The sequence below is a fragment of the Bacillota bacterium genome (genome assembly GCA_013314855.1).
Lineage (GTDB): Bacteria > Bacillota > Clostridia > Acetivibrionales > DUMC01 > Ch48.
Genome location: JABUEW010000007.1, coordinates 44,219 through 58,801 on the forward strand (window position 1 = coordinate 44,219; position 14,583 = coordinate 58,801).

The following is a 14,583-nucleotide window of genomic DNA, read 5'->3' on the forward strand; positions in this document are numbered from 1 at the left end:
TGTGCTTTTTTTTATTTGTGGTGGTAAAATTTTTGTATGAAAATAATAAAAGCAGAATAGGGATAGATGACGGAATTGGGAATAATTCTGCAAATAACCGGGGAAACAAATCCCAGGAAAGGCCAGTAGAACCGGTTGTGCATAAAATCATAGAAACAAAAGTAAACGGGCTGGAGCAGGTAATCAATATTCTTGAAATACATCCTGCCTCGGACAAAGTAAAAATCAAACCTGTATTATCTCATAACAGCCTTTACGGCTTTGAGCTTTTAAGTGAAATGGTGGAAAGGCATAAAGCCTATGCTGCCGTAAATGGAGGATTTTTTTATGAATATGGGGATCCTTCGGGTATGGTGGTAATTGATGGTGAGATTATTACTGCATCAACAGGCAAGTATCCTGTCTTTATTATCAGCAATGGAAAAGTGGAATTAAAGGAGATAGAAACGAAGCTATGGATGAAATCCGATAAAACCGTCCTGGAATTGGATGGTATTAATGCCTGGGGAAAAGCAGGGGAATGGATTATATTTACCAGAAAGTATGGGACCACTAATAAAACTCCTGATGGAATAAATAAACCCAATATTACTATAGTGATAGAAGATAATGTAATTACAAGAATTATTAAAGACAGCGGCGAGACCGAAATTCCAAAGAATGGAATGCTGCTTGCCTATATAAAGCCTGAAAGGAGTACAATTTACGATAACATACCTTTTACAATAGGTGAAAGGGTTGAATTTTCATACCAGCCGTTTCTGGGAACAGACGGGCAGGCCTATGAATGCGGAAGCTGGATAATTAAAGATGGTGAAATTGTGATTGGCGAGCGTGACCCGTGGATAGGGGTGCTTACAAATAGGGACCCCAGGACCGCCATAGGCATAAAGGAAAGCGGGGAAGTGGTTCTTTTTACCGTGGACGGAAGGCAGCCGGGGTATAGTTATGGGTTTACCGGCCAGGAGCTTGGAGAATTTCTTCTGGAATATGGTGTCAAATATGCTGCCATGCTGGATGGGGGAGCATCTACCGAAATGATTATTAATGGTAAAATAGTAAATAGGACTTCTTTTAAAGGTACTGAAAGGCCTCTGGCCGGCGGTATAATTGTGGAATATGATGAATGATATTCGGGAGGAAGTATAATATTAGCCCGTCAAAGCGATCTATGTGTATCCGCTGCAGGAAGATTTCAGGGCTTGTCTTAAGGGAGAAAAGCCGTATAAGGTGGTGGAGCCGGATGAGTAAACGTAAGGAAAAGCTGCTAAGAAAGCAGCAAGAACGTGAGAGGAAGCTTCAGGAGTTCGGCGAGGCCTCAGACATTGTAAATAATTCTGGTGTGTGATATACTTTTTATCAAAGGGTGTTTTTTGTGAAAAGTGTTAAAAAGGGGTGGTTTAATGGCTCGCTTTCTAAAATCCAATAATGCTTTTTACAATTTTTTAATTTCTTATATCTTAATATTGATACTGCCGATTATTATCCTCGATGGATAATTGGGAAAACACGGGTTTTAATGAGTATGAAATGATCGAAAAATTGATAGAATCTTCTCTGTATGAACTGTCAGTCTTGAAAGAAAACTTAAAAACCCAGTTACCTATTTTACGTTCCAACTTTCTGAATAACTTTATAAAAGGCAGAATTAAATCATTAGAGGATATAACCGATAAATTAAAATTTCTAGATTTGAACCTGGACTTTAAAGCTTATAACATAGTTTTGCTTTATATAAGAAAAAAGAAGTCTTCCGGTTTAAGTGGCGAAGATATGATAAGGATTTCATTTCTCAATATTGCAAGTGCTGAACTAATTGAAAGGTGTATAAACAGGGATTATGCAGGCTACGCTATTGAAATGGAAAATGACAAGATAGCATTGATTTTAGATACCGGGTATTTGCAAAATTTTTATGAAGGACCCAGAGAAATATTAACGCAATTGAAGAATTATCTAAATGATACTATCTTAATGGACGTTGCCATGGGCGTAAGCTGTCAATTTTACAATATGCAAGAGATTGGAAAGGCGTATGAGCAGGCGGAGAGGGCTTTAAACTACAGTATAATAAAGGGAAAGGACATAACGGAATTTGATGAATTGGAACAGATAACGGATATGTACCATTTTTCTGTGGAACAGGCGGTACAGCTTTCAAATTATCTGAAAATAGGAGATGAAAAATCAATAGAGGTACTGCTGGACTCAGTTTACAGGGAAAACATTATAGAAAAGAAACTGCCTCCGGAAAAGATTAAAAGCTTGATTTTTGATATTTATAATACTGTTATAAAGACTCTCTGGGATTTAAATATTGAAATTGGAGAAGATTTACCGATTGAGGAACTGTTATTGAAGAATAATATTACGGTTACGTTTTCCAAGATAAAAGAAAAAATTGCTTCCGTCTGTAAAATTGTTAAATACGAATGGGAGAATAAGACCAAAAGAATTATTAATGAAATACTTGCTTTTATTGACGATAATATATCGGACTACAATCTCAATCTTGAAACTGTTGCAGATAAGTTTGGCAAATCAAGTAAGTATTTAAGCAAAATTTTTAAAGAAGAAACGAATAGCAATTTTTGGGACTATGTAAATTATAAAAGGGTAGAACTGGCAAAACAATATCTTAAGGGACAGGATATATCATATGCTTATAAAAAGGCCGGCTTTTGTTCCTTGAGCACGTTCATGCGCGTATTTAAAAAATATACAGGGATAACTCCGGGACAGTATAAAGAAATTTCCAAATGATGGTAACATTTTGATTTCAAAAAAAGAGGAAATTTGAATATTGAATAGAAAAATGAGAATGTAAAAAGCGGAATTTTAAGAATCGGGATGGAATTGTAAAGATTTACACCTGTTACCTTGCATAGTATTATTTCAAGCAAGGGGGAAAACGTGAATGAGTGTTACTTTAAAATCAGAGATAAATCATCTGAGTATAAACAAAAAGAGAATCTCTACTACATTTATAATAAGACAGTGGCAAAAAAATAAATATGTCTACATTATGGCTGTTCCTGTTCTGTTGTATTATATAATATTCCACTATTGGCCTATGTATGGAGCAATTATTGCTTTTAAGGATTTTTCGCCTAGCAAAGGTATACTTGGAAGCCCATGGTGCGGTTTTGACCATTTTGAGATGTTTTTTACAAGCTACTATATTGTACGACTAATAAGAAACACATTGCTTTTAAGTATATACAATATCATATTTTCATTTCCTGCTCCAATCATTCTGGCATTGATGCTTAATGAAGTCCGAAATAAATACTATAAAAGCCTTGTCCAGACAATCAGCTACTTGCCTCATTTTATATCTTTAGTTGTTATAATAGGCATGGTACTGGAATTCACTTCAAGAGAAGGGCTGATAAATGATATTATTGCCATATTTGGTATTGAGAGGATACCATTCATGATAGATACTAAATGGTTTAGATCGGTCTATATAGCCTCTGACATATGGCAGAGTGTAGGCTGGAATTCAATTATTTATCTTGCTGCATTATCCAATATTAATCCTAACCTATATGAAGCAGCAAATATTGACGGGGCAGGCAGATGGCGTCAGATGCTAAATGTAACGCTACCAGGAATTGCACCAACAGTTATAATATTGCTGATACTAAGAATAGGCAACCTTATGTCTGTAGGCTACGAAAAGATAATTCTGATGTACAATCCTACAATTTATGAAACAGCAGATGTGATTTCCAGCTTTGTTTACAGAAAAGGAATTCTGGAAATGAGTTACAGCTACTCTACAGCAATAGGCTTATTTAATTCCATTATAAATTTTTTGCTTCTTATTCTGGCAAATACTGTAAGTAGAAATGTAAGCGAGACCAGTCTTTGGTAGGAGGAATAAAAGAATGCAGAAGAGAAAAAGCATATCTGAAATTACTTTTGATACCATAAATCACTTTATTTTATTTTTGCTGGTTATAATAACCATATATCCTTTTCTTTATGTTTTATTTGCTTCTTTAAGTGACCCTTTGAAGGTATTGCAGGGCGGTTCACTTCTACTGTGGCCGCACGGGTTTAATCTGGACGCATATAAAATGGTTTTTAAAAATCCAATGGTCATGATAGGATACAGGAATACAATTATATATGTGGTCACAGGCACTGCAATAAATATGCTGTTGACTTCATTCGGTGCGTACGTATTATCCCGCAGAGATTTATACGGAAAAAGCTTCTTCATGTTTTTGATTGTATTTACAATGTTTTTTAGCGGAGGCTTGATCCCGCTATATCTTCTTGTAAACAAGCTTAATATGACAAACACGGTATGGGCTATGGTTATACCGGGTGCTATAAGTACCTGGAATCTTATTATAATGCGGACCTCTTTTGTAAGTATGCCGGAAAGTCTGGTTGAATCGGCGAAAATGGATGGAGCCAATGATTTTTATGTTTTGTTTAAAATTATTTTACCCCTGTCACTGCCCATAATTTCAGTAATGATACTTTTTTATGGAGTTTCGCACTGGAACAGCTGGTTTAATGCAATGATATTTTTGAGAAAAAGAGAATTATATCCCCTTCAACTCGTATTGAGGGAGATATTAATAAGTAACAGTACCGACTCAATGACCATTGGTATAACAGGTGATGTAGCTCCGGTAGCGGAAAATATAAAATATGCTACTGTCATGGTCGCTACCATCCCTATTTTGCTTATATATCCGTTTTTGCAGAAGTATTTTGTTAAAGGTGTAATGATAGGCGCAATTAAAGAATAGCTTTCGACAGATTGAATATTAAGAAAGGAGGGGCAATGCAAAAACACGTATAATCCGCACACATATAATCCCAAAGCTTACTTTATTATAAAAAATTATAAAAACAAATTATTTTAAAAGAGAGGAGATGTTTTTATGTTGTTGAGAAGGACTTTATATGCGCTATTGGCAGTATTGATGGTCGTGACATTAGTAACGGCATGTTCGGTGAAAAAGGACGTAGCCGGGGGAAGTACAGGGGATAATGCCCAGACTAATACGCAGGCGGGCAAGGATGATAAAAAAGGCACAGACACAGATGAGCTGGGACTTCCGATAGTAAAGGAACCTTTGACTCTTACTTATTTTGTCCCGCTTAATGCCAATGCTGCCGCTGTTGTCAAGAATTACGGAGAAATTGAGTGCATGAAGGTAATCAAGGAAAAGACAGGCATTGATATTGAGTGGCTGCACCCGCCGGCAGGACAGGAGGCGGAGCAATTTAACCTTATGATAAGCACCAATAACCTGCCCGATATGATTGAATATAACTGGACAAATTATGCGGGAGGACCAGAAAAAGCATTACAGGATGGTGTATTTATAAGGCTGAATGAAGTAATTGACAAGTACGCTCCCAATCTTAAGAAGATATTGAATGATAATCCCCAGGTTAAAAAGCAGGTAACCACGGATAGCGGCCTTATTTATACCTTCCCGTATTTGCAACTGGATCCGGAGCTGGAAGGGCCGTTCAGGGGGTTCCAGATAAGGAAGGACTGGCTGGATAAATTGAATTTGAAAATGCCGGAAACCATTGATGAGTGGTATGGTGTTTTAACGGCCTTCAAGAAAAATGACCCTAACGGCAATGGAAAAGATGACGAGATACCTTTTGGGGCGGTAGGCGGGTCCACAGGTTCTGAATTGAGAAATTTCATGACTGCCTGGGGAATGACAGCGGATTATGGAGGATGGTACAAGATAGATGATAAAATCCAGTTTGCTTTTTCGCAGCCTGAATACTTTGAGTTCCTAAAAACAATGGCAAAATGGTATAAAGAAGGATTAATAGATCCGGATTATGCCATCACTGATGCAAAAGCGTTTGATAGCAAGGTTACAACCAGTAGGATAGGTTCATATTTCGGATATCCGGCTTCACGCCTTGGGAGATATATGACTCTTATGGAGAAAGAAAATCCTAGTGTTAAGCTGGCAGGAGTTCCGTACCCTGTTTTAAAAAAGGGTGATAAACCTGTTGTAGGCCATAAAAACAATAATTTCATTGGTATAGGGACGGTAATAACAACGAAGAACAAGCATGTGGAAGAGTCTGCCAGGTGGCTTGATTTCAGGTTCAGCAAGGAAGGACACATGCTGTTGGATTATGGAATTGAAGGAAAGAGCTATATTATGAAAGACGGTGTTCCTGTATATACCGAGGAAATTACAAAGAATCCGGAGGGGCTACCTATTTCGCGTGCACTAGCAAAATATTGTATGGCATCCTGGGGAACCCCGAGGGTACATGATTTTCAAAGTGAAAAGCAGATGCAGGCCCGTCCTGAACAGGTTGAGGCTCTAAAAGTATGGTTCATACCTTCAAAAGACAGGAACCTGCCTCCCATTACGCAGAGCCCTGAAGAAAGTCAGAAATATGCAAAAATAATGAATGAAATCAATACCTTTATAAATGAAACAGAAAATAAAGTAATTATGGGTGTAATAGCAATAGAGAATTTTAATTTCGATGAATATGTAAAAACATTGAAAGGCATGGGGTTGGATGAGGCGATAAAGATACAGCAGGCAGCCCTTGACAGATACAACCGGAGATAAGGAACCATTATATAGTAAACATTTGAATAAACTGTTTCGGCTTCGTGGAAAGGCCGGAGGGCGGCTGATGTATTGCAATATCTAAGGCTGCTTTTCCGGCTTATCTTTCTGAATGTAAATATCTATAGTGAATAAAGTGAATAAATAAGATATGGAGGTATAGTATTATGAAACATAGAAACTTATACGCCCGGCACAAAAGGGACAGTTGTACCTTATAATATGCATCTTGCTTTTGCCCGGATGCTTTTGACACTGTATGATGTTAATGGAAATTCTACTTACATTGATAAGGTAAAAAAACAAAATACTTATTTTAAAAACAGGCTGATAGCCAACGGTACGGCATATAAATGGTACTATAACGGTACAAGCGGTACTATAGAGGATACATCTCACGGTATGATCGATATTGGTTCTGCGATAGATATGTTCAGACATGGACTGGTATTCAGCGGAGATGACATGGAAAAGTTCACTGATACGCTTACAGAGGTCATGTGGAATAAATCAATTACGAGTCCAACTGTAACGAAATATGTTGATGGTACTGGTGATACGACAACCTATACACGTTCACTTATAAACTGGTTGGAACTTTCACAATTCGATAAGAATGTGTGGCCTATTGCCGCCGAACAGTATAGAAACTATACACCTTCAAAGAGCACAGACTTCCAGGTATTAAGTCAGATTATGAAATGGGATCCTGTAAAGCTTGTAAACCAAGGATTTGAACTTAAATCCAGTTTTGACAGTACACAACCGGCAAGATGGGTTCGCTGGCAATCCGATTCAACCACAGTATATTTAGATTCTACAAATAGATCTACGGGAGACTATGGACTGACTATAAAGGCAAATGGAACAAGTTGGCAAAAACTATACCAGACCTGGGATGGGTGGATACCGTCTGCCACTTACGTTGTAACCTTCGATGGTAAGACGGATGGTACGGGCGCTGGGGGTGAAATTGTGATTAGAAATGAGACAACAGGGACGGTGTTAGCATCATACAACTTCATCAACTCGACATGGCAGACTATGACATTCACATTTACTGCCCCGTCAAATGCTACCGATACGGTAAGAGTCTATTTAGGAAATAAAAATTATACGGTAACAGGTGGGAAAGCTCATTTTGACAATGTAAAAATAAAAAAGTCTGACGACAGTTGGTAAATGTATGATTTGCAGCTAGGCGACAGCGCAATGAGTTTTTCACAGGAAATTACTTAAAATGTAATTGGAATCTAATGATGGCATAAGAATAGTGTTAGCAGTCACTCTCTTTGGGAATGAAAAAATCACCTTTTTTGAGACTGTAGGGACAAAAAAGCTATAGTTAAGTTGTATTAAAGCTAATAAAAGAATCCCCTATATACTAAGGGTAGTGTCAAACCCATGATTTGGTATTGGTTTGAACACTCCGTTTTTTATTAACTTTATATTATAACGGATGGTTCCATAACCGAAAAAATAATTAGAAAAGAAATTATTTTAAAGGAGGAACCATCCGCTTATAAACTTGATTTTAGTATTAATACTTATTTTAGCTTCTATCGCTATTTTTTACTTATGTTACTTCATCAGACTACTTTAACAAGTCATCATCAACTGGGCAAAATGTTGGCAACACGCTTTTTGTTGTCAACGCTTTGTCCACAGGTTATCCATGCCCCGAGCGGGTTATCCATCAAATCCACAGCCCATTAAATTTTAAATTTTCAATGTCCAAAGCTCAAACCAGTCTCAATGTTTTTTCTCCTTACTTTTTCCCCTTTTCATTTTTTCATAAAACTTTTGACACTACCTCCCATATTACGCTCTAATGGCTTTTTTAATTTCTTTCATTACTTCTAGAGTTTTATCTCCAATACTGCCATCCTGATAAATTCCTAAATTCATGGTAATAACCCCTCCATTTTTCATACAACCTTTTATATATGAGATTAACGTTTCAGCATTATAATGGGGATCTTCTACCTCCGTTTCCGGCTTTTTATGAACCCATGGATCATCCATAATAATAAGAGCATGGCTTTGAAGACCTTTCCCAGCTCCATTTTCTATATACCTACTTTTCATTATCTCACCTATACCTCCGACCTCACCTGCCCAGTATTCCTGGTATAAAGTATTTACAGGTAAAATCCAATAGTTGAATGCACATATCCTTTCAGAATTCCCCTCTTTTGCAGCTCTGAACAATACTTCGATTGGAAAGCTGCCAAAGTGCATATATGGCTGGTAGCAGCTATCAAACCAGTATCCGGCTATAGCTTTTTTATAGCGAAGGCCTATCTCCCGGAGTACCTCACAGGTTGTTTCAATATAGTCATCTTTACAAGACATATCCATTCTAACTTCATCTCTGTAGAAGGTGCTCCCATCAATATTTTTCAAGCGTGGAGATGAAACATAAGCAGCGAAAGGATTTAAATAAAGCATCAACCGTACATTCTTCGACGCCAATGCAGAAGCTAATTCAGCGATCAAATCACGTTCGGTTGTCCATCCAGGATATAATCTTTCCCATGACTGGATTGGGGCAGGGAAATGTGGTTTTGCATGATTAGCGGTGAAGATGATATATCCTGCTCCTGTTAACTCAACCATATCTGCAAAAGCTTTCACATTGAAATCCATTACTGCATCTCTATATGGCTTTAGCTTGCCATGTCTGGGTTGCGATTGTGCAGTCCAATGAAACATTAATCCGTAGCCCGCATTTACAAACCAATCTGTGCATGCCAAAGACCCGGCAGCCAAATTTTTGTCTTTCTCAATTGCTGCTTTTGCCTTAACTGGAGTTAACTCTATTGATGATAATGAAAAATCATAATTATCCACTGATTCAGTAATACTAAACGTAATCCGGTTTGTCCCCTTTGTTAAAGATATTTTCCCTTTTAAATATTCACGTTCAAAATTCAATAGGTGCTCTGTTGTCTGGAAATAACCTTTTGTCCTTCGGGTTATACCTTGTATATTATAACTTCCGGAAAATACATTATATACAATCCCTTCAGAAAAAGATGCATAACATATTGCCACTTCGTAGTCTCCATCTTCTTCCAACTCAATTTCCCATACTACATAACCCGGTCCGTACCATCTGATTTGTGTATTTGACATATCCTTTTTTAAATTTCCAATAATATCTACAGTCGAAACTGCATATAAGTGTGTAGTTCTATCTCTATCTATTTTTATTCTCCATATATTATCACTTTGTTGCATAATACATCTCCTCTCTCAATAAATCTTAAATTTTTTCATTAACTTTGATTATTATAGAATTTCAAAACTATTAAACTATCTTAAGAACAGCAACTCCTACAGCTCTTCAGAGTCTGCTCCAAAGATCCTTTTCAAATATTACTACAAAGACCTACTCGAATCTGCGTTTTTGGCTACCATCACATCTGTGTATTACCATAAAGCTTCTTGGCCTTCTTTACATGATATGGAATCACCCATCACTACCGGTATTCCATTTTGCTTTAAAAAACAAGCAAAACCTTTCAAATAGCGTCCTGTAGGCTCTATATTCATCAGGAGGTTTTTTATTTTTCAAAGTCCATTGCATTCTTTACAGAAATGTTTGTATACTAAAATAAAAGCAAAAGTAATAAATAAGTAGGGACCATCAAACAAATTATTAAGTTATTAAGCAGTTTAACTATTTGATAGCCCCATTACTTAATTTAAGTTATAATGATTTTAACTTTAGTGCATTTCATCATATATATATATTATTTTTTTAAATATTCATCATATTTCTGTTGAGCTTCTTCCATAATTTTATCGCCGCCCATTTTTTCCCATTCGCTGATAAAATTATCAAATTCATCTAATGATTTTTCACCCGTAATGAATTTAACAAAACTTTTATAAGTAAACTGATTCAGACTGTCATACTTTTCATTGTATATAGGCTTATCAATCCCAGCGAGAATGTCATATTTCCCTACTGCAATTTTCATTACATCGCTAACATAAGGAAGATACTTCTTTTTGGTCATAAACTGGAATTGAAGATTATAATCCTGATGATTAACACCCGGGTCTAAACCAATTCCAAATTCCTTACGCTTGGCTTCATCATTGTAAGGCGGTATGAATTCATAATCTCCATCGGCATTTTTCTTAAATGTTTTGCCCTCTACACCATAGTATACAAATTCTTTTTGTTTTGGATTCATACTCGACTCGTCCATTACTTCCAGATATTTCTGTAACTTCTCCTGATCTTTTTCCAAAGGTTTACCAAAAGCTATAAAACTGCTCAATGGATAATTCTGATAGGAACCTGATTCCCCATCCGGACCTTTGGGAAAAGGTATAACCACAAGATTCGAAGTCGGATTTTTTTCAAGCAAATTCTCTCTCAGCCTACCGTTCCAAAATGCATCCTTTGGCGACAATTCCCACCATGCCCAGGTAACAACTCCAAACTTCTCTGCCAACCATTTTTCCATAACATTGTCCCACTTATTTACAAAAAATTCAGGATCGAGATACCCTGCTTTGAACCATTTGTTGAGTAATGTGAGTGCTTGTTTTGCCCCTGGCTGAATTTCCCCCCTGACGATTTTACCATTTTTTTCTGTGAACATTCCCGGATAAACTCCATAAGCTCCAAATACCGGGTAAAACAATGTAGGTATTCCTGAACCATCCGTAGACCATCCAAATGTATCTTTTTTCCCATTACCGTCCGGATCCTCATTTGTAAATTTATTAAGTGCTATTTCCAATTCATCCAATGTTTCTGGAGTTTTGCCAATACCGACTTTTTCCAGCCAGTCATGCCTTATTCCAAATGCATTAAAATGCTCTGCCATTAATGAATAGTTAGGAAGGGCATAATTCTTTCCGTTTCTTATAAACGGTGCATAAGGATCGCCATTAAAAGATTTTTTAAGCCATGCATCAATTCTCGGAGCATATTTTTCAATAGTAGCTATAGGCAATTCTGCTAAGATTCCCTGTGTTGCATATTTTGTATACGTAGGAATATCAATCCAAGTAAATATATCAGGTATATCGCCGGATGCAATCATCATTTGGTATTGCTCCTTATACTTGGTGCCGTCAATCTCTCTGTTTTCAAATTTTACGTTAAATTTTTCTTCCAGTGTTTTAAGTACATACGATGCCTTTGCAACGTCATCTACACCAAAAATCTTTAATGTTATAGGCTCCTTTGTTTGAGTTGTTTGAGTGTTCTCAGTTTTATTGCCTCCACTGCCAGCACATCCGCTCAAGCCACTAAACACAATCATCAGACAGATTACTACTGTTAAAACTTTCCTCATTTTAGTTTTCTTCATAATTTTAACACTCCTTTTTTTATTATTTTTATTATATATAAAAGGGTTCACCCTTTAATAGCTCCCATCCTAATACCTTTGATAAAATATTTTTGTATGAATGGATAGATAACAATCATCGGTACGGTTGCTACAAGAAGGATTGCAGCTTGAAGTTGTCTACCAGTATAATTACTTCTTTCATTACTTTGTAGCCTTTGCATGATTTCCTGAATGTTAGTTGAGTTGTTTTCAATAATGATTTTCTGCAATACAATCTGAAGCAAAATTTTATTTTTGTCGGTAATATATATAAGTCCATCAAACCAGGAATTCCAGTGGCCTACCGCTACCCATAAAGCTACTGTAGCTATAACTGGTTTAGAAAGAGGAAGTATAATTGCTAAAAATATCCTGAAATACCCTGCGCCATCTAGCATTGCCGATTCTTCGAGACTTTCAGGGATACTTTTAAAGAAATTCCTCATGATGAACACATTAAATGCTCCAATCATACCTGGTAGTACAAGTGACCAAACAGTGTTTAGCATTCCAAGCCTTTTTACCAAAAGATAGTTTGGAACTAATCCTCCATTAAACAACATAGTAAAAAATATCATACCTGTAAAAAAACCATTCAGAGGTAGCTTGTTCTTTGACAACGGATATGCAGTTAAACTTGTAAACACCAATGAAATCAATGTTCCCAATACTGTTCTGATTATACTGTTCTTGAACCCAGTCCATAATAATGAATACCCCAACACCATTTCATACGCCTTTTTTGAGATCTTCGCCGGCCACAACAGCATTCCTGTTAAATATGCACTATACCCCTCACTTAGTGATGTAACCACTTGATTCCAAAATGGGTATACTGTAATTAAAAAAATTAAAAACATAAATACATAATTTAGGATATCAAATACTTTTTCTGATGCTGATTTTTTTAAAATGACCATTTTAATACCTCCAAAATTCTACCATAATCCATAACCTTTTCCTCCGAGCTTATTAGCAGCTTTATTAGTTCCAATAATCAGAATTAATGCAACTATTGATTTAAAGACCCCAACTGCAGTAGCATAACTGTAATCCATATCAAGTAAACCTTTTCGGTAAACATATGTGTCAATAATATCAGAAACATCCATAACCATAGAATTGTAAAGATTGAAGACTTGATCAAACCCTGCATTTAGAATACTCGAACAACTTAAAATCAATACTATAACTATAACAGGAGCAAGTGAAGGAATTGTAATATGAAAAGCTCTTTGAAACCTATTTGCACCATCCAAATATGCAGACTCATACATCTCCTCCTCTATATCGCTTATAGCTGCCAGATATATTATAGATCCCCACCCAAATCCTTTCCATATATCAGTTATAACAAGGATACTTCTAAAATGTGTTGGATCTGTCAGAAACAGCCTTGGTTTAAATCCTAAGATTGAAATAATAGCATTTATTGGACCATTTAGGGATAGAATATTTATAAACATTCCAGCAACAACTACCCATGATAAAAAGTATGGTAGATAGGATACTGTTTGGACCAGTTTCTTAAATTTCTGGTTTATTACTTCATTTAGCAAAAGTGCAAACAGAATTGGTGCTGGAAAACCCCAAACATGCTTATATATACTAATGAGTAACGAGTTTTTAAAAACCTGCAGAAAATATGGATCAGAAAAAGCTTTTTGAAAGTGTTTTAGTCCAACCCATGGACTCGCCATAATCCCATCCATAATTCTAAAATCTTTAAACGCTAGTAAAACGCCATACATAGGGATGTAATGGAAAATAATGAAAAACAGAATTCCAGGTAAAAGCATTAATAATAATCCCCGATATTTATATACACTCTTTATAAAATGTAATCTATGATGTACCCCACCTTTTATATCTGCTTTTGAAAACAATTTCATGATACCCCTTTGCTCTTGGAAATCATAAATTTATAAGTTTATTATAATGTGAACTTCTTTCCTAATGAATGATTTTTTTTTACGTTAATTTGATATTTTTTGTAGAAATGAATCATCAATTAATAACACAAATAAATTGACGGCTAGAGAGAACACAGAAAAATAGTTTCGTAAGAATAGAACTAAACCACTCCCTGCACTTTCAGTGCAGGGAATTATTTTGCGACTGAAAGTCGCATTACTGGATTTAAATTTTGGGGTATGTCCATTTTTTAAATTATTTTTATATATTTAGTCATTACTCTTATTCTGTTGTCAATGTGCAAGTACTGCCAATACTCGATTTGGTAATTTTTTACGCCAAACTAAGGTGGATAGCAAAAGTGTTTTAAATTTTCTTGAATAGCACCTGAGGACCTGATATTACCCCTTCCTTATTACATAAATTTTTAATATAATATTAATATAATATTTTTAGAGGAAGGGGTTCATTTTGGTAAAAACAATACTAAAATTTGAAGAAAATCTAAGAAAAAAGAAGATACAAAAGGTCAGTCTGGAGGTGTATTCTCTTGATAATACTTAATAAAAAATATAAAACTTCAAAGAATCAGGACCTATTCATAAAAACTCAAACTTTTTACCCTAAATCATTCATAGTACCCAGATTATTCCATATGACGTTTATCAGTTTTAAAAAATAAAACTTTCATTGTCACAAATGAAGACATGCCTGTA

Annotated in this window: 10 protein-coding genes; 6 read left to right on the forward strand and 4 right to left on the reverse strand. The window is 35.9% G+C overall.

Features of this window, described 5'->3' with window-relative positions:
• The first annotated feature begins 32 nt into the window (after positions 1 to 32).
• The 6 genes from HPY74_02140 (at position 33) to HPY74_02165 (ending at position 7,775) form a co-directional block, all read left to right on the forward strand.
• Positions 33 to 1,130, forward strand: coding sequence for a phosphodiester glycosidase family protein (locus HPY74_02140; GenBank protein NSW89476.1), 1,098 nt, complete (start codon positions 33 to 35; stop codon positions 1,128 to 1,130).
• A gap of 361 nt (positions 1,131 to 1,491) precedes the next feature.
• The gene (locus HPY74_02145; protein NSW89477.1) at positions 1,492 to 2,763 is read left to right on the forward strand and encodes a helix-turn-helix domain-containing protein; all 1,272 of its coding nucleotides are present in this window, start codon (positions 1,492 to 1,494) and stop codon (positions 2,761 to 2,763) included.
• Positions 2,764 to 2,917: 154 nt separating this feature from the next.
• Positions 2,918 to 3,880: a sugar ABC transporter permease gene (locus HPY74_02150; GenBank protein ID NSW89478.1), complete on the forward strand. Its 963-nt coding sequence runs from the start codon at positions 2,918 to 2,920 to the stop codon at positions 3,878 to 3,880.
• A gap of 13 nt (positions 3,881 to 3,893) precedes the next feature.
• Positions 3,894 to 4,772: a carbohydrate ABC transporter permease gene (locus HPY74_02155; protein NSW89479.1), complete on the forward strand. Its 879-nt coding sequence runs from the start codon at positions 3,894 to 3,896 to the stop codon at positions 4,770 to 4,772.
• A gap of 135 nt (positions 4,773 to 4,907) precedes the next feature.
• Positions 4,908 to 6,593 carry an extracellular solute-binding protein gene (locus tag HPY74_02160; protein NSW89480.1) on the forward strand — a complete coding sequence of 562 codons (1,686 nt, stop codon included), beginning with the start codon at positions 4,908 to 4,910 and terminating at the stop codon, positions 6,591 to 6,593.
• Positions 6,594 to 6,815: 222 nt separating this feature from the next.
• Positions 6,816 to 7,775, forward strand: a complete 960-nt coding sequence (locus HPY74_02165) for a hypothetical protein (GenBank protein NSW89481.1) — start codon at positions 6,816 to 6,818, stop codon at positions 7,773 to 7,775.
• 639 nt (positions 7,776 to 8,414) lie between these two features.
• Here HPY74_02165 and HPY74_02170 read toward each other — a convergent pair.
• The 4 genes from HPY74_02170 to HPY74_02185 all read right to left on the reverse strand — a co-directional run bounded on the left by HPY74_02170 (position 8,415) and on the right by HPY74_02185 (position 13,845).
• Entirely contained in the window at positions 8,415 to 9,836 is a 1,422-nt protein-coding gene (locus HPY74_02170) for an alpha-L-fucosidase (GenBank protein NSW89482.1), read from the reverse strand.
• A gap of 515 nt (positions 9,837 to 10,351) precedes the next feature.
• Positions 10,352 to 11,932: an extracellular solute-binding protein gene (locus HPY74_02175; protein ID NSW89483.1), complete on the reverse strand. Its 1,581-nt coding sequence runs from the start codon at positions 11,930 to 11,932 to the stop codon at positions 10,352 to 10,354.
• A gap of 47 nt (positions 11,933 to 11,979) precedes the next feature.
• Positions 11,980 to 12,879 (reverse strand): carbohydrate ABC transporter permease, encoded by a 900-nt coding sequence (locus HPY74_02180; protein ID NSW89484.1) that lies wholly within the window; start codon positions 12,877 to 12,879, stop codon positions 11,980 to 11,982.
• Between the two features lie 12 nt (positions 12,880 to 12,891).
• Positions 12,892 to 13,845, reverse strand: a complete 954-nt coding sequence (locus tag HPY74_02185; protein ID NSW89485.1) for a sugar ABC transporter permease — start codon at positions 13,843 to 13,845, stop codon at positions 12,892 to 12,894.
• Between the last annotated feature and the right edge of the window lie 738 nt (positions 13,846 to 14,583).

Bases quoted from the DNA above. Each gene is read 5' to 3' on its own strand.
- HPY74_02150 (NSW89478.1), top strand. From the start codon at position 2,918: ATGAGTGTTACTTTAAAATCAGAGATAAATCATCTGAGTATAAACAAA.
- HPY74_02165 (NSW89481.1), top strand. From the start codon at position 6,816: ATGCATCTTGCTTTTGCCCGGATGCTTTTGACACTGTATGATGTTAAT.
- HPY74_02160 (NSW89480.1), top strand. From the start codon at position 4,908: ATGTTGTTGAGAAGGACTTTATATGCGCTATTGGCAGTATTGATGGTC.
- HPY74_02170 (NSW89482.1), bottom strand. From the start codon at position 9,836: ATGCAACAAAGTGATAATATATGGAGAATAAAAATAGATAGAGATAGA.
- HPY74_02185 (NSW89485.1), bottom strand. From the start codon at position 13,845: ATGAAATTGTTTTCAAAAGCAGATATAAAAGGTGGGGTACATCATAGA.
- HPY74_02155 (NSW89479.1), top strand. From the start codon at position 3,894: ATGCAGAAGAGAAAAAGCATATCTGAAATTACTTTTGATACCATAAAT.
- HPY74_02145 (NSW89477.1), top strand. From the start codon at position 1,492: ATGGATAATTGGGAAAACACGGGTTTTAATGAGTATGAAATGATCGAA.
- HPY74_02175 (NSW89483.1), bottom strand. From the start codon at position 11,932: ATGAAGAAAACTAAAATGAGGAAAGTTTTAACAGTAGTAATCTGTCTG.